At 49.1% G+C, this 19,615-nt stretch carries 18 protein-coding genes, 1 tRNA gene and 2 rRNA genes (1 of these 21 only partly in view); all 21 read left to right on the plus strand.

Going from position 1 to position 19,615, the window contains the following annotated elements; translation table 11 throughout:
* Positions 1-1,569: ribosomal RNA gene (locus CTH_RS06075) — 23S ribosomal RNA — on the plus strand (it extends 1,547 nt beyond the left edge of the window).
* Between the two features lie 51 nt (positions 1,570-1,620).
* Positions 1,621-1,695: transfer RNA gene (locus tag CTH_RS06080), tRNA-Asn, on the plus strand.
* Between the two features lies 1 nt (position 1,696).
* Positions 1,697-1,813, plus strand: a 5S ribosomal RNA gene (gene rrf, locus CTH_RS06085).
* Positions 1,814-2,042: 229 nt separating this feature from the next.
* Positions 2,043-3,425 carry an anthranilate synthase component I family protein gene (locus tag CTH_RS06090; RefSeq protein ID WP_078666274.1) on the plus strand — a complete coding sequence of 461 codons (1,383 nt, stop codon included), beginning with the start codon at positions 2,043-2,045 and terminating at the stop codon, positions 3,423-3,425.
* Positions 3,422-3,991 (plus strand): aminodeoxychorismate/anthranilate synthase component II, encoded by a 570-nt coding sequence (gene pabA / locus CTH_RS06095; RefSeq protein ID WP_078666273.1) that lies wholly within the window; start codon positions 3,422-3,424, stop codon positions 3,989-3,991. The genes CTH_RS06090 and pabA overlap by 4 nt, the downstream gene beginning before the upstream one ends.
* A 19-nt stretch (positions 3,992-4,010) precedes the next feature.
* Entirely contained in the window at positions 4,011-5,033 is a 1,023-nt protein-coding gene (gene trpD / locus CTH_RS06100; protein ID WP_079907746.1) for an anthranilate phosphoribosyltransferase, read from the plus strand.
* Positions 5,034-5,125: 92 nt separating this feature from the next.
* Positions 5,126-5,806 (plus strand): indole-3-glycerol-phosphate synthase, encoded by a 681-nt coding sequence (locus CTH_RS06105; RefSeq protein ID WP_159071855.1) that lies wholly within the window; start codon positions 5,126-5,128, stop codon positions 5,804-5,806.
* The gene (locus CTH_RS06110) at positions 5,803-6,720 is read left to right on the plus strand and encodes a DMT family transporter (RefSeq protein WP_078666270.1); all 918 of its coding nucleotides are present in this window, start codon (positions 5,803-5,805) and stop codon (positions 6,718-6,720) included. The genes CTH_RS06105 and CTH_RS06110 overlap by 4 nt, the downstream gene beginning before the upstream one ends.
* 50 nt (positions 6,721-6,770) lie before the next feature.
* Positions 6,771-7,385 (plus strand): phosphoribosylanthranilate isomerase, encoded by a 615-nt coding sequence (locus tag CTH_RS06115; protein WP_159071856.1) that lies wholly within the window; start codon positions 6,771-6,773, stop codon positions 7,383-7,385.
* Positions 7,386-7,387: 2 nt separating this feature from the next.
* On the plus strand, positions 7,388-8,578 hold the full coding sequence (gene trpB / locus CTH_RS06120) for a tryptophan synthase subunit beta (protein ID WP_200803501.1): 1,191 nt from the start codon (positions 7,388-7,390) through the stop codon (positions 8,576-8,578).
* Positions 8,571-9,344 carry a tryptophan synthase subunit alpha gene (trpA, locus tag CTH_RS06125; RefSeq protein ID WP_078666268.1) on the plus strand — a complete coding sequence of 258 codons (774 nt, stop codon included), beginning with the start codon at positions 8,571-8,573 and terminating at the stop codon, positions 9,342-9,344. Before trpB ends, trpA begins: the two co-directional genes overlap by 8 nt.
* Position 9,345: 1 nt before the next feature.
* Entirely contained in the window at positions 9,346-10,173 is an 828-nt protein-coding gene (aroF, locus tag CTH_RS06130; protein ID WP_242946667.1) for a 3-deoxy-7-phosphoheptulonate synthase, read from the plus strand.
* A gap of 215 nt (positions 10,174-10,388) precedes the next feature.
* Entirely contained in the window at positions 10,389-11,471 is a 1,083-nt protein-coding gene (gene hisC, locus CTH_RS06135) for a histidinol-phosphate transaminase (protein ID WP_242952066.1), read from the plus strand.
* Between the two features lie 35 nt (positions 11,472-11,506).
* Positions 11,507-12,523 carry a 3-deoxy-7-phosphoheptulonate synthase gene (gene aroF, locus CTH_RS06140; RefSeq protein ID WP_078666265.1) on the plus strand — a complete coding sequence of 339 codons (1,017 nt, stop codon included), beginning with the start codon at positions 11,507-11,509 and terminating at the stop codon, positions 12,521-12,523.
* 5 nt (positions 12,524-12,528) lie between these two features.
* The gene (locus tag CTH_RS06145; protein WP_107753333.1) at positions 12,529-13,380 is read left to right on the plus strand and encodes a prephenate dehydrogenase/arogenate dehydrogenase family protein; all 852 of its coding nucleotides are present in this window, start codon (positions 12,529-12,531) and stop codon (positions 13,378-13,380) included.
* 11 nt (positions 13,381-13,391) lie between these two features.
* Positions 13,392-14,696 carry a 3-phosphoshikimate 1-carboxyvinyltransferase gene (aroA, locus tag CTH_RS06150; RefSeq protein WP_107754285.1) on the plus strand — a complete coding sequence of 435 codons (1,305 nt, stop codon included), beginning with the start codon at positions 13,392-13,394 and terminating at the stop codon, positions 14,694-14,696.
* A gap of 169 nt (positions 14,697-14,865) precedes the next feature.
* The gene (locus CTH_RS06155) at positions 14,866-15,444 is read left to right on the plus strand and encodes a LemA family protein (protein ID WP_079907736.1); all 579 of its coding nucleotides are present in this window, start codon (positions 14,866-14,868) and stop codon (positions 15,442-15,444) included.
* A 14-nt stretch (positions 15,445-15,458) separates the two neighbouring features.
* Positions 15,459-16,187 carry a TPM domain-containing protein gene (locus CTH_RS06160; RefSeq protein ID WP_078666262.1) on the plus strand — a complete coding sequence of 243 codons (729 nt, stop codon included), beginning with the start codon at positions 15,459-15,461 and terminating at the stop codon, positions 16,185-16,187.
* A gap of 80 nt (positions 16,188-16,267) precedes the next feature.
* On the plus strand, positions 16,268-16,939 hold the full coding sequence (gene cmk, locus CTH_RS06165) for a (d)CMP kinase (RefSeq protein ID WP_078666261.1): 672 nt from the start codon (positions 16,268-16,270) through the stop codon (positions 16,937-16,939).
* Position 16,940: 1 nt separating this feature from the next.
* A complete protein-coding gene (locus tag CTH_RS06170; protein ID WP_242946665.1) occupies positions 16,941-17,525 on the plus strand; it encodes a lysophospholipid acyltransferase family protein in 585 nt (194 codons plus the stop codon).
* A 97-nt stretch (positions 17,526-17,622) separates the two neighbouring features.
* Positions 17,623-19,551, plus strand: coding sequence for a bifunctional 4-hydroxy-3-methylbut-2-enyl diphosphate reductase/30S ribosomal protein S1 (locus tag CTH_RS06175; protein ID WP_159073827.1), 1,929 nt, complete (start codon positions 17,623-17,625; stop codon positions 19,549-19,551).
* Positions 19,552-19,615 lie beyond the last annotated feature (64 nt).

The raw sequence follows: 19,615 nt of genomic DNA on the forward strand, positions 1-19,615 counted from the left end.
GTAAGTCGGGACCTAAGCCGAGGCCGAAGAGGCGTAGGTGATGGACAATCGGTTGAAAATCCGATACCACCATACAACCGATATTACGAAGGGGTGACGCAGGAGGCTAGGGAGAGCCGGTGATTGGAAGGACCGGTCCAAGCCAGTAGGGAGTGAGGCAGGCAAATCCGCCTCACGGAAATCCTGAGAGGTGAAGGGGAGCCCGTAAGGGCGAAGCTTCTGACGCCAAACTGCCGAGAAAAGCCTCTAAGGAGGGGGTATGGTGCCCGTACCGGAAACCGACACAGGTAGGTGAGGAGAGAATCCTAAGGCGAGCGAGAGAACCCTCGTTAAGGAACTCGGCAAAATGACTCCGTAACTTCGGGAGAAGGAGTGCCGCTAGATGTGAAGGGCCTTGCGCCTGGAGCATAGAGCGGTCGCAGAGAAGAGGCCCAAGCGACTGTTTACCAAAAACACAGGTCCCTGCCAAAGCGAAAGCTGACGTATAGGGGCTGACGCCTGCCCGGTGCCGGAAGGTTAAGGGGAAAGGTTAGCTGAGAGGCGAAGCTTTGAACCGAAGCCCCGGTAAACGGCGGCCGTAACTATAACGGTCCTAAGGTAGCGAAATTCCTTGTCGGGTAAGTTCCGACCCGCACGAAAGGCGTAACGACTTGGGCGCTGTCTCAACGAGGGACTCGGCGAAATTGTAGTACACGTGAAGATGCGTGTTACCTGCGACAGGACAGAAAGACCCCGTGGAGCTTTACTGTAGCCTGACATTGGATTTTGGTATTGCATGTACAGGATAGGTGGGAGACTGGGAAGCTTAGGCGCCAGCCTAAGTGGAGTCGCTGGTGGGATACCACCCTTGTGATATTGAAGTTCTAACCCGTACACGAGAGCCGGGTAGGGGACAGTGTCAGGTGGGCAGTTTGACTGGGGCGGTCGCCTCCCAAAGAGTAACGGAGGCGCCCAAAGGTTCCCTCAGCGCGAATGGAAAACGCGCGGAGAGTGCAAAGGCAGAAGGGAGCTTGACTGTGAGACCGACGGGTCGAGCAGGGACGAAAGTCGGGCTTAGTGATCCGGTGGTACCGAGTGGAAGGGCCATCGCTCAACGGATAAAAGCTACCCCGGGGATAACAGGCTTATCTCCCCCAAGAGTCCACATCGACGGGGAGGTTTGGCACCTCGATGTCGGCTCATCGCATCCTGGGGCTGAAGTAGGTCCCAAGGGTTGGGCTGTTCGCCCATTAAAGCGGTACGCGAGCTGGGTTCAGAACGTCGTGAGACAGTTCGGTCCCTATCCGTCGCAGGCGGAGGAAATTTGAGAGGAGCTGTCCCTAGTACGAGAGGACCGGGATGGACAGACCGCTGGTGTACCAGTTGTTCCGCCAGGAGCAATCGCTGGGTAGCCAAGTCTGGACGGGATAAGCGCTGAAAGCATCTAAGCGCGAAGTCCACCTCAAGATAAGATTTCCCACTGGGAAAACCAGGTAAGACCCCTGGAAGAAGACCAGGTAGATAGGCCGGGAGTGTAAGAGCCGCAAGGCTTTGAGCGGACCGGTACTAATAGGTCGAGGTCTTAACCTCAAAAGAACTCTGTGCGGTTTTGAGGGAGCAATCCCTTGAATTGAATAATGTTCCCCGATAGCTCAATGGTAGAGCGCCCGGCTGTTAACCGGTAGGTTGCAGGTTCGAGTCCTGCTCGGGGAGCCAGTCCGGTGGCAATGGCGGTGGGGCAACACCCGTACCCATACCGAACACGGCAGTTAAGCCCACCAGCGCCGATGGTACTTGGACCGCAGGGTCCTGGGAGAGTAGGTCGCTGCCGGACGATTCACCCCTGAACGATATGTTCAGGGGTGATTTTTATATTTTTTCGTAAGCATATTGACTTAAAAACTTGTACGATGGTAATATATATACAACTAAATATCATTGAGCATGGATGAGTTGAGGAGAGATGAGGAGAGCCGAGAAGGGAAAGGGTTAGAAAGAAAGCCCAGCCTTTTTGGTATGGGCTTTTTTGGCTATCTTCATCTCCTCGAAAGGAGGAGATTTTTTTGTACCCAGTTCAGGAATCTCAGTGGGATTTGCCTGCTTACAGAATAATTGCGGCGCAAGATCACTGGTTACAGGACCCATCTCTCATTTTTGAACAATTAGTTGGTTCAGGAACTGGTTTTTTGCTGGAGAGTTCTGAAGGACCCCAGAAACTGGCACGTTATACTATCATCGGCTGGGATGGTGAAGAGTATATCTTTGCAGATGATAGGGAAGAATTATCGAAATTATTAAAAAAGAATAAATTTCCCCTGTTAAAAGAACTTGAACCATTTTATAATGGATTTGTGGGCTGTATTTCCTTCGATATGGCCTATCGGGAAAAAGAGCACCGGCTGAACGAGTGTGGGCGGAAAAAGGACATTTTTCAATTTCCTGGCGCGATCTTGCTAAGACCCAGAAACGTGATTATTCTTGATAGACAGGAAAAACAATGCAAAGTAATTGTTAACAGCCCGGGTTTAAACCGCGAGGTTGAGGAAATCATCAAACAACTTAAACAGATTCAGGCAGTTGCTCTGTCTAAGGACAAGCAGAATCCCACAATCCAGCCAGCTAAAGCTTTATATGCAAAAGCGGATTTTCTAAATATGGTGGAAAAAGCTAAAGACTATATTAGCGCAGGAGATATCTTTCAAGTAGTTCTATCTCAGCCTTTTTACGGGTTAACTACTCGTCAGCCTTTAGATGTGTACAGAGATCTACGCAATTTTAATCCTTCCCCTTACCACTATTATTTACAAATGGGTGATTACCAGATTATAGGATCATCACCGGAAATGCTGGTAAGGGTAAAAGATGGATGGATTGAAACGCGCCCGATCGCCGGGACGCGACCTCGTGGACGGACTGATGTAGAAGACAGCAAGATTGCAGCAGAATTATTAGGGGATGAGAAGGAACGGGCAGAACATTTAATGCTGGTTGATCTGGGTCGAAATGATATCGGCAAAGTGGCCCGTTCCGGGACTGTAAGGTTGAAAGATTTTTATAAAATCGAAAAATATTCTCATGTCATGCACCTGGTTTCTTCTGTACATGGTGAACTGGGGGATGAGTATGATAGTGTGGATGCCTTCTGGTCCTGTTTTCCGGCAGGAACAGTAAGTGGTGCTCCAAAGGTAAGAGCCCTGGAAATAATTAATGAGCTGGAAGCCGATGGCAGGGGGCTTTATGCTGGAGCAATTGGCTATTTTAGTTCTGCCGGCGATATTGATACCTGTATTGCGATCAGAACTATTGTTATGCAGAAAAATCAGGCCCAGGTTCGTGTAGGAGCAGGGATTGTGGCTGATTCTGATCCCGAGCGTGAATACTGGGAAACAATTCATAAAGGCAATGCAATGTTTAAAGCACTTGGCTGGGAGGTAAAAATTGAATGATTTTAATGATTGATAATTACGATTCTTTTACTTACAATCTGGTTCAATACCTGGGGGAACTGGGGGAGGAAATCAGGGTATTTCGCAATGATGCAATTACGGTTGAAGAAATAGAAGATCTCTCGCCGCAACATATTGTCATCAGTCCTGGACCATGTACTCCCAATGAAGCCGGAATTTCCCTGGATGTGATTAAATATTTTGCTGGTAAAATCCCCATCCTGGGAGTCTGTCTGGGACATCAGTCCATCGGCCAGGTTTTTGGAGGTAAGGTGGTCAGGGCAGAGCGACTGATGCATGGTAAGACTTCTGAAATATATCACGATGGCAAGGGGGTTTTTGCCGGATTGCCCAACCCGTTTATAGCCACCCGTTATCATTCTCTGATTGTGGAAAAAGAGACTTTGCCTGATTGTCTGGAGATTACCGCAGAAACAGCCCAGGGAGAGATCATGGGGATTAGACATAAGGAGTTTTTAGTAGAAGGAGTACAGTTTCATCCTGAATCCATTCTCACCGAAGTAGGCAAGGACTTATTACGCAATTTTCTGAAGATGAGTTATTAGGATAAGGAGTTGAGGAGAGTTGAGTAGAGTCAAGGATTTATTGGAGAAAATTTTACAGGGACAGATATTGACCGCACTGGAAGCTGAAGAGCTTATGAGCTTGATTCTTACCGGGCAGGCTTTGCCGGCTCAAATTGCGGCTGTGCTGGCTGCGCTGCGTTTGCGCGGGGAACGGCCGGAGGAAGTGGCGGCTCTGGCTAGGGCCATGTTGCGTTTTGCTCGCCCGGTGAAACACAATTTACCCCTGGTCATTGATACCTGTGGCACTGGCGGGGATGGAGCCGGTACCTTTAATTTATCGACAGCAGCAGCGCTGGTGGCAGCGGCCCTGGGGATACCAGTAGCCAAACACGGTAACCGTTCCGTAAGTAGTCGCTGTGGCAGTGCCGATCTGGTAGAGGAACTGGGTTTGCCTTTGCCCAATCAACCGGAACGGGCAGCCAGGATTTTAGAAGAACAGGGATTTGTCTTTTTGTTCGCTCCCTTTTATCATCCAGCTCTGGCGACAGTGATGCCTGTGCGAAAGGAAATGGGGGTAAGAACAGTTTTTAACTTGCTGGGCCCTCTTTGTAACCCGGCACATCCTCAGGCTCAGGTGATTGGGGTTTTTGCAACCAGCTGGGTTAAACCCTTTGCTGAAGTAATGGTAGAGCTGGGAAGGAAGCGAGGAGTGGTTGTCCACGGAGCAGACGGATTGGATGAATTCTCACCCACTGGGGAAAATTTGCTGGCTCTGGTCCAGGATGGACAAATAACCATTAAGTCCGTGATGCCGGAGGAAATAGGAATAGCTGGTTGTCAGTTGCAGGATTTGAAGGGTGGGGACCAGCGGCAAAATGCCAGAATGTTACTGGACCTCTTTTTCCGACCCCAGGCAGGTCCGCTTCTGGAAGCTACAGTGGCCAATGCTGCGCTGGCCCTCTGGGTTGCTGGAACGATCAGTGACCTGAGAGAGGGTGTAAGGATAGCCCGTGAGGCGATATTACAAGGCAGAGTGGCTAACTATCTGGCTGAGATTGGGGTCAGGGAGGTGGCTATGTGAAACAGGCGCCTTTTTTAAAAAAGATCCTAACCAATGTGAAAGCCAGATGGGGAAAAGCAAGCGCCATTTATAGGCAAGAAGGTATAAGGGATTTGCCTGAATCACGCCCCTTCTCAGCAATTTTTGCTACAAAACCGGCTCTGCTGGCAGAAATTAAACTGGCATCCCCCAGTGCCGGCCCACTTGGTTTACGCCAGGAGGCAGTTGAACGGGCAAAGGCTTATGAACAAAACGGAGCAGCAGCGATCTCCGTTGTCACTGAACCGGAATTCTTTCAAGGAGACCTGGAGCTGTTAACTGAAATAAAAAAACATGTAAGGCTTCCGATTCTGGCCAAGGATTTTATCCTTTATCCGGCTCAGGTTTATGCAGCCAGAAAGGCCGGAGCTGATGCACTGTTGCTGATAGTTCGTTTGCTGGATCTGAGTACCTTGCAAAGGCTGGTTGCCTGCTGTCGTCAAGTCGGAATTGAGCCGGTCCTGGAAATTTTTGATGAAAGGGATTGGGGACTGGTTCAGCAGACCGATGGAGAAATTATTTTGATTAATAACCGGGATCTGTTTACTTTAGAGGTGGATCTCAAACGTAGCCTGCACTTGCTTCCTTTCTGCCAGGGTAGAAAAGTAATTGCCGCCAGTGGTATCAATACGGCCGAAGATGCTAAGGTATTGCTGTCGGCTGGTGCAGATGGATTATTAATCGGAACCCGTTTAATGCGCAGTCAAGAACCAGGGGAAGTGATCAGAAAAATACTGGATTGCAGGAGGGAATGATTACGAATCAACATTTAAAAGGGGCTTTCATGGTAGTACTGGCTGCTGGTTTATGGGGCTTTTCAGGAACAGTTGCCAAGTATTTCTTTAATAAACAGGTAGATCCCCTGATTTTGGTCCAGATTAGGTTGAATTTGTCGGCCTGGCTGTTATTGGCCTGGCTGGCAATCAAGCAGAGACAGTTGCTTAAAATTGAGAGACAGGATTATGGCAAAATCATTATTCTTGGGATTTTAGGGATGGCCGGTGTGCAGTTCACTTATCTCTATACAGTAAGCAGGGTTAATGTGGCCCTGGCCGTTTTCCTGCAATATCTTTCCCCTGTCCTGGTTTCTCTGTATGCCTGGGTTTGGCAGAAACAGTTACCGGATTTCCGGGGCCTTTTAGCTTTAATCCTGGCGATTACCGGGAGCGCACTAATGATAATGGGCCCGGAACTAAGTTTAGAGGGCATTCCTCTGGATGGATTACTTACCGGTTTGGCATCTGCTGTAACAGCAGCGTTCTATACCGTTTACGGCAAACAGGTTTTACAGAAATATACCCCCTGGACTACCCTGGGATGGGCTTTGCTGGCTGGGGGCTTACCCTGGTGGCTAATCAACAGTCCCAGGCGGCTGCTGGCCCAGGTAAACTCTGTAGAAACAGTGGCGTTTTTTATTTACATTGCCCTTTTCGCTACTATTATTCCTTTTGGCCTTTATTTTGCCGGCCTTAAACGTATTTCCGCAACAGAGACAGTGATAATTTCCATGTTGGAACCGGTGGTTGCCGCCTTGACCGCTTTCTGGTTTCTGGGAGAGCGGCTCAGCCTCTCTCAAATCGGTGGGGGGCTAGCTATCATGCTGGCAGTCGCTATTTTGAGTTCAGGAAGTATTAGCATAGCTCAGGAGAGCAGAGTTGAGGAGAGATGAGGGAACTAAATCAGTCTTTCACCCTCTCTTTCCTTTGGGGAGGGATTTTTTTGTTGAAATTCAAAGTTTGTGGTCTTACCAGGGTAGAAGACGCAGAAAAGGCAGTTTACCTCGGTGCTAACGCCATCGGAGTCATCATTGGAGCTGAAAGCAAAAGAAGGGTTAGCCTGGAACAAGCCCGGGCCATTCTGGAAAAAGTCCCTTCTTCTTGCTGGAAAGTGGGGGTAGTGGCTGATGTGCCTGTTACGGAGGCCTACAATCTGGCTCGGGATTTGAATCTGGATTTGTTGCAGCTTCACGGGCGGGAGAGCCCGGCCTATTGCTCTGCCTTAAAGTGGCCAGCAGTCAAGGCCTGGTCTGTGGTTTATCGCGATGGCAGTCAACTGCGAAAGGAACTGGAACCTTTTCTACAGGTAGTGGAAGCTATACTGCTGGACAATAACCGGGGAGGATCAGGCCAGAATTTTGACTGGACGGTTTTACAAAACCTGCGGTTGCCCAAACCAGTTTGGATTGCTGGAGGCTTAAATGCAGAAAACATCCCTAAATTATTAGAAATCTTTCAACCCGATTTGGTGGATGTAAATTCCGGGGTGGAAAGCCAGCCTGGAATCAAAGATGCTGAAAAAATGGCTAGGGTAGCCGCAATCATAAGGAGGTTTTAGCTATGGTAATGGCAAGAGCAGGGTATTTCGGAAATTTTGGCGGCAGGTTTGTGGCTGAAACGGCAATTCCTGCTTTACAGGAACTAGAACAGGCTTTCTTTGCGATCAAAGAGGATAAGGCTTTTTGGGAAGAGTTAAATTATTTGTTAAGGGATTATGTTGGGCGACCGTCTCCCCTGTATTATGCTGCTAACTTGACGAAGCTGGCTGGTGGGGCTAAAATTTATCTTAAACGCGAAGATTTGAACCACACAGGCAGTCATAAAATCAATAATACCCTGGGTCAGGCGTTGCTGGCCAGAAAACTGGGGAAAAAAGAGGTTATAGCCGAGACAGGGGCAGGCCAGCACGGAGTAGCGACAGCTACTGCGGCGGCCCTGTTGAATCTAAAATGTACAGTTTATATGGGGGCAAAAGATGTAGAAAGACAGCAGCTGAATGTTTTACGGATGCAGCTCTTAGGGGCTGAAGTGGTGCCTGTGCAAAGTGGCAGCTGCACTCTTAAAGATGCCACCAATGAGGCTTTGCGGCAATGGGTTACCCGAATTGAACACTGTCACTATATCATCGGTTCGGTGGTAGGCCCTCATCCATATCCAACCCTGGTTCGGGAATTTCAAAAAATTATCGGGGAGGAGACAAAAAGACAAATACTGGACAAAGAAGGGCGGTTGCCTGACGCTATTGTGGCCTGTGTCGGTGGGGGCAGTAATGCTATGGGCATATTTTATCCTTTTCTACAGGACACTCAGGTAGCCTTATATGGAGTGGAAGCTGCAGGCAAAGGTTTGGCTACGGGGCAACATGCGGCAACACTAAATTGTGGTCGTCCCGGAGTTTTGCATGGAGCCAGGACCTTTTTATTACAGGATGCTCATGGTCAAATTCTGGAAGCACATTCTGTATCAGCGGGATTGGATTACCCGGGGGTAGGTCCAGAACATGCTTTTCTGCATAAAACCGGGCGGGCCCGCTACCTGGCAGTCACCGATCAGGAAGCATTACAGGCTGCGGAATTGCTATGTCGGACGGAAGGAATCTTACCCGCACTGGAAAGTGCTCATGCTATTGCAGGTGCACTGCCGTTGGCCCGGGAACTTGGACCTGATAGAATTATGGTTATTTGTCTTTCCGGTCGAGGCGATAAAGATGTCCATACACTCCAGCAACTAGGAGGTGAGGTAGATGCTTAGAGCTAAGAAAAATTTAATCATCTATCTCACGGCTGGTTATCCCCGCATGGAGCTCTTTCCTGAAATTCTGGCAGCTGTACTGGAAGGTGGCGCTGATTTGATCGAAGTGGGGCTGCCTTTTTCCGATCCCAGTGCTGATGGGCCGGTTATTCAGGAAGCAGCCAAACTGTCATTACAGGCTGGAACAACTGCGGAAAAAGTACTGGATTGTTTAAAAAACTTACCAGTGGAGCTAAGAACAGTGCCGTTCTTGCTTATGACTTACGCCAATCCACTTTTACAGTTAGACCAGGCGGGAGAAAGGCTGGTAGAAGCAGGGATTGGTGGTGTGATTGTGCCAGATATTCCTCTGGAAGAACGCCACTGGTTGGAACCCATACTCAAGCCCTACGGCCTAGCCCAGATTCCTATGGCAGCACCCACAACGCCGGTGGCCAGGATGCAGGAGATGCGGAAACTGAAAGAACCCTTTCTTTACTGCATTTCTGTAACCGGCACTACAGGAATTCGAACGCATTTGTCGAATAGATTAACGGACTTTCTTGTGGCCGCCAAGGAAAATTCTGGCCTGCCTGTAGTTGTAGGTTTTGGTTTTAATAAACCTGAACAGATAAAAAAAATTCAGCCCTATTGTGATGGGGTTGTTATTGGTAGTGCTGTGATGAAAAAGTTAATAGAAGATGGAACATCTCCCCGGGCCCTCAGGGAATTGACAGCTTATATTGGTGAGTTAAAGGCTGCCCTGGGAGATGAGGAGGGAAGTTGAAATGACTCCATTAAAATTGGTGGCAAGACAGCATTTGGACCAGGCCACCGTTGTAACCATAAATGAGGAACTGAAAGTCGGGGATAGGGAAATAATAGTGATGGCTGGGCCCTGTGCCGTGGAAAGCAAGGAACAGCTGCTGGCTGCTGCTTATGCCGTTAAAGAAGGCGGGGCCAGGGTTTTAAGGGGCGGTGCCTTTAAACCAAGAACATCTCCCTATGCTTTTCAGGGCTTGATGGAAGAAGGCCTGAAGTTGCTGGCTGAAACCAGAAGGGAGACCGGTTTGCCTGTAGTGACCGAGGTCATGGACACCCGGGATCTGGAGTTGGTAGCTGAATATGCGGATATTTTGCAAATTGGCAGCCGGAATATGCAAAATTTCGCCCTTTTAAAAGAAGCTGGTAGAATTGGGAAGCCGATCTTATTGAAACGAGGCCTGGCAGCTACTATTGAAGAATGGTTACTGGCTGCCGAGTATATTATGAGCCAGGGGAATGACCAGATCATCCTCTGTGAACGGGGAATCCGCACTTTTGAGACAGCAACCCGCAATACGCTGGATCTAAGTGCAGTTGCGGTAGTAAAAGAAGTTTCCCATTTACCCGTAATTGTAGATCCCAGCCATGCTACCGGCCGCTGGCAGCTGGTAGCGGCTATGGCTAAAGGAGCGATTGCAGCGGGAGCAGATGGTTTGCTGATTGAGGTTCACCCCAATCCAGCAGAAGCTCTCTGTGATGGTCCTCAGTCTCTCACTCCGGCTAACTTTCATAAACTGATGCAGGATTTGCAGAAGATTGCGCAGGCTATTGGACGGGAAATAGCAATTTAGTCTTTACAAAATTTATGGGATTATGGTAAGATGAAGCAAAGTAAGTTTCAATGTAGTTGCTGGGTAGGATGGTAGACTGTAAAGATTTTACTAGAACTGGTAGGAAGGCAGGTAGGAGGAAAACAATAACGCAGATGGGGACATTCCGTCCATCAGCGGGCACTCCTATCAGGGGTGCCCTTTTTGCCAAATTTCTACAGAGGGGGGAAGAGAGTGTGGTGCAGGCAAGGAAATCTCTAGAAAAAATTAAAGTCTATGTGCCGGGAAAACCAATTGAAGAAGTTCAGCGGGAGCTAGGACTTACCCGGGTCGCCAAACTGGCTTCCAACGAAAATCCGGTCGGGCCTTCACCAAAGGCTATTGCAGCCATGGTGGATCAAGCCGGCAAAACCAATTTATATCCGGATGGAAATGGTTATTATCTGAAGGAGGCCCTGGCTAAACACTGGCAGGTATCCATTGAACAGATCGCTTTAGGCAATGGTTCCGATGAACTGATTCAGCTGCTGGCTCTGGCTTATGTGGAAGCAGGGGATGAAGTGATTATGGCCAAACCGTCATTTCCCCGCTATGAGCCTGTGGTCAGGATGATGGAGGGAGTGCCGGTTGAAATACCTTTGACGGCTGATTGGCGACATGACCTACCCGCTATGGCTCAGGCGATTACTGAAAAAACCAGGATGATTTTTCTCTGCAATCCCAATAATCCCACCGGAACTATGGTGACCAGAGAGGAAGTAGCTGCCTTTATGGCCAGGGTTCCGGCAGGAGTGCTGGTAGTTTTCGATGAAGCTTATTATGAATATGTCAATAATGAAGAGTATCCCGATGGCCTGGACTATTTGCGCCAGGGCAGGGATGTGATTGTTTTGCGCACCTTCTCCAAAATCTATGGACTGGCAGGATTGCGGGTGGGTTATGCTTTAACCAAACCGGAAATCGTGCAAAACCTGGAACGGGTTAGGCCGCCTTTTAATGTGAATGCTCTGGCCCAGGCGGCTGCCCGGGCAGCTCTGGCAGATCAGGTCCACCTGGAAAGGGTACGGGAGTTAAATGCCCAGGGATTACAGTTTTTCTACACGGCCCTGGAGAAGCTGGGATTGGAATACGTACCTTCCTATACCAATTTTGTTCTGATTAATGTAGAGCGTCCGGCTGCTGAAGTATTTCAGCAGCTCTTGCGCAAAGGCTATATAGTGCGGGATGTAGGGCTGGGAACCTGGTTGCGGGTCACAGTAGGATTGCCGGAGGAAAATCAAGGCTTTATCCAGGCTTTAAGGGAAGTAATTAATAGCTAATTGTTACTAAATAGCAGGATGGGAGGATGGTAGTGATGATCGTTGTGTTAACTGCCCAGGCAGGAGAGCAGGAAAAAAATCAGGTTATTGAAATGATCGAACGAGCAGGACTAAGGGTGCATCTGTCCCAGGGGATTGAACGAACCATCCTGGGCATCATCGGGGACCGGGAACTGGCAGCCAGTCTGGCTCTGGAGGCTTTACCCCAGGTAGAACGAGTTGTACCAATTTTACGGCCTTATAAACTGGCCAGCCGGGATTTTCATCCCCAGGATACGGTAGTAACGGTAGGGGATGTCCAGATTGGCGGAGGAAAAGTGCAGATTATTGCCGGCCCCTGTGCGGTGGAAGGGGAGGAGCAGATTTTAACGGCAGCTCGACTGGCCAAAGCCGCCGGAGCCAGTATTTTGCGCGGGGGAGCTTATAAACCTCGTACTAGCCCCTACTCCTTCCAGGGCATGGAAGAAGAGGGATTAAAATTACTGGCCCGAGCGCGAGCGGAAACCGGCCTGCCGGTGGCTACGGAAGTGGTGGATCCTCGCTCTCTGGAGCTGGTGGCCGAATATGCCGATATTCTGCAGATCGGAGCCCGCAATATGCAAAACTTCCTGCTTCTGAAGGAGGTAGCCAGGGCTGGTAAGCCGGTTATATTAAAACGGGGGATGAGTGCTACCGTTGAAGAATGGCTGCTGGCAGCGGAATATATTTTATCTGCCGGCAACTTCCAGGTTATTCTCTGTGAACGCGGTATCCGTACCTTTGAGACTTCTACCCGTAATACCCTGGATTTGAATGCGGTAGCTCTTGCTCGTCAACTTTCCCATTTGCCCATTCTGGTGGATCCCAGCCATGGTACAGGTAAATGGAAACTGGTAACACCAATGGCGCTGGCAGGACTGGCAGCAGGTGCTGATGGGTTAATGATTGAAATGCATCCTAATCCGAGTGAGGCTGTCTCCGACGGACCCCAGTCCCTGACTCCGGAAAATTTTGCCCATCTGGTAGAACAAGTAAGAAAACTGGCTATAGCACTGGGAAAAGAGCTGGGGTGAAGGCGATGACAGTAGAACGCAAGATAGCCATTATTGGACTGGGCCTAATGGGCGGCTCATTGGCCAGTGCTTTAAGTCAAAATACCAGCTGGCAGCTCAGGGGTTGGGATATTGACCCGGAAGTAAGAAAAAAAGCTGCCCGGTTAATACCTGGGATTGAGATTAGGGAGGAACTGGCTGAAGTTGTAGCTGTTGCTGATCTGGTGGTCTTGGCAGTGCCAGTCAGAACAGCTATGCAACTGGTGGAATCGGTGGCAGCCAGCCTGGCCCGGGGCGCGGTGTTAACCGACCTTTGTTCTACTAAAGGGGAACTGGAACGGAAGATTGCAGCTTGCTTACCCCGGGGAACAGCATGGATTGGCGGTCATCCCATGGCCGGTTCAGAAAAACAGGGAATAGCAGCAGCTTCTGCCAGACTTTTTCAGGGGGCAACCTGGTTTCTCTGTCCAGGAGAGAACTGTGGTCCGGAACACCTGGAGCTGGTCAGGGAGATGGTACAGGCCGTTGGCGCTAAAGAGCGCCTGATTACCGCCAGGGACCATGATCGCATCACAGCCCGCCTAAGCCACTTACCCCATTTGGTAGCAGGGGGATTATTGTACAATGTAGTATGTGCTCTGGGGCAGGAGGCATTACGATGGGCCGGGCCAGGATTACGGGATACGACCAGAATTGCTGGTAGTCCGGTGCCAATGTGGCTGGATATATTTTTGACCAATAGAGAAGAAATTCTGGCAGCTATTGATGATTTACAGGTTTTTTTAACAACAGTTAAAGATGCCTTGAGTAATACCGACGAGACACGGTTGAGTATGCTTCTGGAACAAGCCAGGGTTTACCGGCAAAATATGGGATAAGGATGAAGGATATGGTAGAGCAAATTCGAGTTCAAGGACCCAGTGCAGGGATCAAAGGCGAGTTGATGATTCCGGGAGATAAGTCCATTTCCCATCGGGCAGTGTTGCTGGGAGCATTAACAGAAGGCACTGTTGAAATCAGCGGCTTTTTGCCCGGGGCTGACTGTCTCAGCTCAGTGTCCTGTTTGCGCCAGATGGGAGTTGAGATCGAGGAAACTGGACCAGGTGCCCTGAAGGTTCATGGGCGTGGCTGGCAGGGATTAAAAGAGCCGTCTGATGTACTGGATGTGGGCAATAGCGGTACTACCATGCGGCTACTGCTGGGCATTCTGGCCGGCACGGATTTCTTCAGCGTCCTGACAGGAGACGCTTCGATTCGGCGGCGACCTATGGGCCGGGTAACTGAGCCATTACAAAAGATGGGAGCCAGGATTCAGGGCCGAAGTCAGGGTAAGCTGGCTCCCCTGGCCATCCAGGGCGGTAAACTGGTTGGCTGTCAGCACCTTTCCGCTGTGGCCAGTGCGCAGGTGAAATCTGCTCTGTTGCTGGCTGGGCTGCGGGCTGAAGGGAAAACAGAGGTACAGGAGCCTGCTGTCAGCCGGGATCACACGGAAAGAATGTTACGCACTTTTGGTGTTGAAATAGGGCAGGAAGGAAACCGGCTCTGGGTTGAGGGCGGACAGAAATTGCAGGCTGTTCCAGTACAGGTACCGGGTGACATCTCTTCCGCAGCCTTCTGGCTGGTAGCTGCCAGTATCATTCCCAATAGCAGCCTTTATTTAAAACAGGTGGGTGTCAATCCTACTCGTACCGGTATTCTTGATGTTTTACAGGCAATGGGGGCCAGAATTCAACTGATGAATTATCGCCGATTTGGCGATGAACCGGTGGCAGACCTGCTGGTAGAATCGGCGGAGTTACAGGGTGTAGAAATAGGAGGGGAGCTTATTCCCAGATTGATTGATGAAATTCCTGTACTGGCTCTGGCGGCAGCAGTGGCCCGTGGTCGGACCATAATCCGGGATGCCGCAGAGCTCAGGGTCAAGGAATCGGACCGTCTGGCTGCTATAAGCCGGGAACTGAGCAAACTGGGAGCTACCATCGAAGAAATGCCCGATGGCTTGATAATTGAAGGTGGGGCTAAACTAGTGGGAGCCCGGGTAGAAAGCTACCATGATCATAGAATGGCAATGACTTTGCTAATTGCTGGTCTGGTAGCGCATGGGACTACTACTGTTTCGGGTTGTGAAGCAATTCCAGTTTCCTATCCTGACTTTGTTTCCAGTTTGCAAAGATTAGGAGCCAATCTTGACTGAGAGAAGAAAAATCAATATAATATAATTAGCAAATGGGGAGTAGCGCCCTGACTACAGGGAGCCAGAATCGTCAACTCGGGTTAGACCCCGGTTTTGGCCTTAGCAGCAAGACCTTTGCTCCACAAGGGGTAAAGGTCTCTTTATTTTACTTTAAAAAGGGGGATTGTTTATGAAAAAGGCGTGGATTCCTGTTCTGGTAATACTGGGGATTGTACTGGTTCTGGGTATGAGTCTGAGCAGTACTTATAATAACCTGGTAACGATGGAACAGCAAGTGGAAAGCAGCTGGGCTCAAGTGCAAAACCAGCTGCAGCGGCGGGCAGATCTGATTCCCAATCTGGTAGAAACAGTTAAAGGTTATGCTGCTCATGAAAAAGAGGTACTGGGCAATATTGCTGAGGCCAGATCCCGCCTGGCCGGGGCCAGAACACCGGCGGAAGCAGCAACAGCTAATGCTCAGCTGGATAGCGCATTAAGCCGTTTGCTGGTGGTAGTTGAGAATTATCCTAACCTTAAGGCAGATGCTAACTTCCGGCAATTAATGGATGAGCTGGCAGGTACCGAAAATCGTATCGCCGTGGCCCGCCAGGATTATAATAAAGCTGTCCAGGCCTACAATACCTATCTGAAAAGTTTTCCAACCAATTTGGTAGCAGGAGTATTTGGCTTTAATGCCAAAGAATTTTTCCAGGCTCAGCCAGGAGCTGAGCAGGCACCTAAAGTGGATTTTGGCTCTGGTAAAAGTTAAAGGGGGCAAATGGCATGCGGATAAGCTGGCGCCGTGTACTCCCCGTTTGGATATTACTCTTTTCTTTTCTAATCGCAATATTTAACACTGCCTGGTCGGCGGACATTTATGTTCAGGATCGGGCTGAGATTCTATCTCCAGAGGTGGCCCGGCGCATCAATCAACTAGGAGCTGCTTTAGAACAGGCCACTCCTGGGGCTCAAGTAGTTGTGATGACTCTGCCATCTCTGGAAGGTAAACCTATCAGCCAGATAGCAGTCGAAGAATTCAGAAGACTGGGGATTGGCAGTAAGGAACACAATAATGGCGTGCTGTTCCTCATCGCTCCCAATGAAAGGGAAGTCAGAATCGAAGTTGGTTATGGGCTGGAGGGGGCCATCCCCGACGGGAAAGCGGGACGCATTTTAGATGAATCAGTTTTGCCATACTTCCGGCAGGGCGATTATAATCGGGGTATTGAAAATGGCTACCGTCGTCTGGTAGAGGAAGTTGCTCGTGAATATCAGGTAAAAAACCTGGTACAGCCTGTTGAACCGGAGCAAAAGGAGAGTAGGAAGAACATTACTATCGCTTATATTATCGCTGGCTTGTTGTTACTGGATGTACTGTTCAACCGCGCCCGGATTACCCGCTTGTTGATGGATTTGTTTTTCTATGCGGCTATTTTTGGCGGAGGTCGCCGGGGCGGAGGAGGATTTGGCGGCGGCTCATCGGGCGGTGGTGGAGCAGAAAGGCGCTGGTAGGGGCAAAATGCCCCTTTTTTCTTTTCTTTGACTGCAGGTTTTTGTTATAATAGCTGAGAGAAGAAAGAGGGGTTTGAGTGATGAGCAAACTACAACAAATTGCCATTGATGGACCTGCTGGTGCCGGCAAGAGCACCATTGCCCGTTTGCTGGCCCGGCAACTGGGTTATCTATATGTAGATACAGGGGCAATGTACCGGGCAGTTACCCTGAAGGTTTTAAAACAGGGGTTGGATCCGGGAGATGAAAAGGAAATCGCTGATATGCTAACAGAAACAGAGGTGGACCTGATCCCAGCAACTGAAGGATTGCGGGTGATTTTAGATGGGGAGGATGTCAGTGACGCCATCCGAACGCCTCAGGTAAGTCAGGCGGTATCTCAGGTTGCTCGTATTCCGGCTGTGCGGGAAAAGCTAACGATTTGGCAACGGGCACTGGGAGAAAAGTGGCCGGTAGTAATGGATGGTCGGGATATCGGCACGGTGGTATTGCCTGAGGCAGAGCACAAGTTCTTTCTGACTGCCTCTCTGGAAGAGCGGGCCCGCCGCCGCTATTTGGAGTTAAAAAGCAAAGGTTATACCCAGAGCTTTGAGAGTCTCTTAGAGGAAATGGCTTTAAGGGACAAAATGGATAGCGGACGGGAGATTGCTCCCCTTAAACCGGCAGAAGATGCCCAGATTATTGATACTACCGGAATGACCATCGAAGAAGTGGTTAATGAATTGTTAAAACGTTTGGGAGGGAATACATAAGGTGGATTTTTATCAATTTGCCCGAATGCTTTGTCGGTCTTATTTACGGTTTGTTAGGTGCTGGAAAGTGGAAGGGGAAAAGAATCTACCGGTAGAGGGACCAGTAATTATTGCTGCTAACCATGTCAGCAATCTGGATCCGGTCGTAGTAGGCTGTGCCTTTGATCGGAAGGTAAGCTATTTGGCCAAGGAAGAATTGTTTCAGGTCCCGGTACTTAGCTGGATTATTCGGCATCTGGGCGCTTTTCCTGTAAAGAGAGGTACAGGTGACCGGGGAGCGATCAGAGCGGCTCTGGATGTCCTGGAGAAGGGGGACTGTTTTGGCATTTTTCCGGAAGGTACGCGCAGTAAAGATGGCAATTTACAACAGCCCAAACTGGGAGTGGCTATGTTGGCTGCTAAGACAGGGGCTCCTGTATTGCCAGTGGCCTTAATCAACACCCAGCGTTTACTGGCTCCCATTACTGTTCGCGTGGGTCAGGTGATTAAACCGCCCTGGCCAGCAGGCAGCAAGGTAAGCAAAGAGGAACTGGAGGCATTTGCCCAGCAGATAATGGCTGAAATTAAGAGGTTAAGGGAAAAATAACATTTTTTTTAAGCAAATGCAGGACTTTTCTGACGAAAATAGAATAATTTGAGGTAATGGACAAACAATTATACTTACAGAACCAGGGGTGAACAGGTTGGAAATTATCTTAGCCCGCGCTGCCGGTTACTGTTTCGGAGTGAAACGAGCCATCCAGGTGGCTGAAGCAGCAGCCCGGGAAACTGGCAGTCAAATATACACTTATGGACCGTTAATTCATAACCGGCAGGCTGTTGCCAAACTGGAAGAACAGGGAATAAAAGTTATCGAAAATTTGGATTCTGCTGCTGGTGAAGTGGTGATTATCCGTTCCCATGGAGTGGGCCCGGAGATTCTAAATAAGGCTGAAGAGTTGAAGATAAAGCTAGTTGATGCTACCTGCCCTTTTGTCAAAAAGGCCCAGGAAATTGCTCGTTCTTTACAAGCAGATGGATATACTGTTATCGTGGTAGGAGAAGCCGAACATCCGGAAGTTAAGGGCATCATCGGTTGGACCGAAGGCAAAGGGATTGTAGTTCAGCAACCGGAAGATCTTCAACTGATTAAGCCAGGGAAAAAAATTGGCGTTCTGGCTCAAACCACACAGCCTTTAGCCAGATTGCAGGCGGTAGTTAAAGAATTGCTGACTTTTGGCCGGGAAGTAAGGGTTTTTAACACCATCTGCCACGCTACGGAAGAAAGACAACAGGCGGCACGGGAATTAGCAAGCCAGGTGGAAGTTATGCTGGTTGTAGGTGGTGCTCATAGTGCCAATACTCAAAAACTAGCAGCCATCTGCCGGGAATCAGGCGCCACCACCTATGCGATTGAAACTGCTGCTGAGATTCAAACCGACTGGTTTAAAGGTGTAGATAAGGTCGGTATAACTGCAGGTGCTTCTACACCTGACTGGATCATAGAGGAGGTTGTCAAGAAAATGACCGATATACGTCAGAACGAACAGACAGAACAAAATCCCCAGGATATGGAGCAGCTGCTCAATGAGGCTCTGGAATTCCAAAGGGTTAGCCGGGGGCAAAAGTTAAAAGGCACTGTGGTGTCTGTAAGTGACGATGAAGTCCTGGTGGATATAGGAGCCAAATCAGAAGCTGTCGTTCCCTTAAGGGAACTGACCTGTTGTCCGGTGGAATCCGCCAGAGAATATGTAAAACCTGGGGATGAAATTGAGGTAGTAGTACTAAAGGTTGAGGATATGGAAGGGCGGATCGTCTGTTCTAAACAAAAAGCTGATGCCATGAAGGCTATGAATACCCTGGAAGAAGCCTACAAAACCGGACAAAAAGTAACCGGTCGGGTGGCTGAAGTAATTAAAGGCGGGTTACTGGTAGATCTGGGAGTAAGAGCATTTTTGCCGGCCTCTCATGTTGATGTTCGTTATGTGGAAAATCTAGAAAAATATGTTGGTCAGGAAGTTGCTGTCAAAATAATTGAATTTAACCGGCAGAAAGCCAGAGTAGTGGTCAGCCGGAAAGCAGTGATTGAGGAAGAACAGCTGCAGAAGAAGACGAATGCACTGGCTACTCTTGCTCCTGGACAAATCGTGAAAGGAAAGGTACGCCGTATTACTTCTTTTGGAGCTTTCGTAGATCTGGGAGGAATAGATGGTTTACTGCATATTTCTGAATTAGCCTGGCATCATGTAGATCACCCTGCTGAAGTGATCAGAGAAGGGGAAGAAATTGAGGTAAAAATACTGGATATAGATCAGGCCAATGAAAAGATATCTTTAAGTCGGCGTCAGGTTTTACCCAGTCCCTGGGAAACAGTAGAGAAAAAATACCCCGTTGGCTCCATTGTAAAAGGGAAAGTGGTGCGGTTAGTTCCTTTTGGGGCCTTTGTAGAGTTAGAACCGGGAGTAGATGGTTTGATTCACCTTTCTCAGCTGGCGGATAGGAGGGTGGCCAAAGCTGACGAAGTGGTACAGCCAGGTCAGGAAGTCTTAGTAAAGGTTATTGACGTAAAATCTGATGAGAAGCGTATCAGTTTATCCTTAAAAGAGGCTCAGGGAGTTGTTCCTGAGGCATAATTTGATTGATGCAAGCATTGCCTTATATAAAAGGCAATGCTTTTTTAGTGACCTCTTGACAATT

This window comes from Carboxydocella thermautotrophica, assembly GCA_003054495.1.
Taxonomy (GTDB): Bacteria; Bacillota.

Excerpts from the sequence above, each read along its gene's own strand:
- pabA (WP_078666273.1), top strand. The coding sequence starts at position 3,422 with ATGATTTTAATGATTGATAATTACGATTCTTTTACTTACAATCTGGTT.
- CTH_RS06110 (WP_078666270.1), top strand. The coding sequence starts at position 5,803 with ATGATTACGAATCAACATTTAAAAGGGGCTTTCATGGTAGTACTGGCT.
- trpB (WP_200803501.1), top strand. The coding sequence starts at position 7,388 with ATGGTAATGGCAAGAGCAGGGTATTTCGGAAATTTTGGCGGCAGGTTT.
- trpA (WP_078666268.1), top strand. The coding sequence starts at position 8,571 with ATGCTTAGAGCTAAGAAAAATTTAATCATCTATCTCACGGCTGGTTAT.
- aroF (WP_242946667.1), top strand. The coding sequence starts at position 9,346 with ATGACTCCATTAAAATTGGTGGCAAGACAGCATTTGGACCAGGCCACC.
- aroF (WP_078666265.1), top strand. The coding sequence starts at position 11,507 with ATGATCGTTGTGTTAACTGCCCAGGCAGGAGAGCAGGAAAAAAATCAG.
- CTH_RS06145 (WP_107753333.1), top strand. The coding sequence starts at position 12,529 with ATGACAGTAGAACGCAAGATAGCCATTATTGGACTGGGCCTAATGGGC.
- aroA (WP_107754285.1), top strand. The coding sequence starts at position 13,392 with ATGGTAGAGCAAATTCGAGTTCAAGGACCCAGTGCAGGGATCAAAGGC.
- CTH_RS06155 (WP_079907736.1), top strand. The coding sequence starts at position 14,866 with ATGAAAAAGGCGTGGATTCCTGTTCTGGTAATACTGGGGATTGTACTG.
- CTH_RS06160 (WP_078666262.1), top strand. The coding sequence starts at position 15,459 with ATGCGGATAAGCTGGCGCCGTGTACTCCCCGTTTGGATATTACTCTTT.
- cmk (WP_078666261.1), top strand. The coding sequence starts at position 16,268 with ATGAGCAAACTACAACAAATTGCCATTGATGGACCTGCTGGTGCCGGC.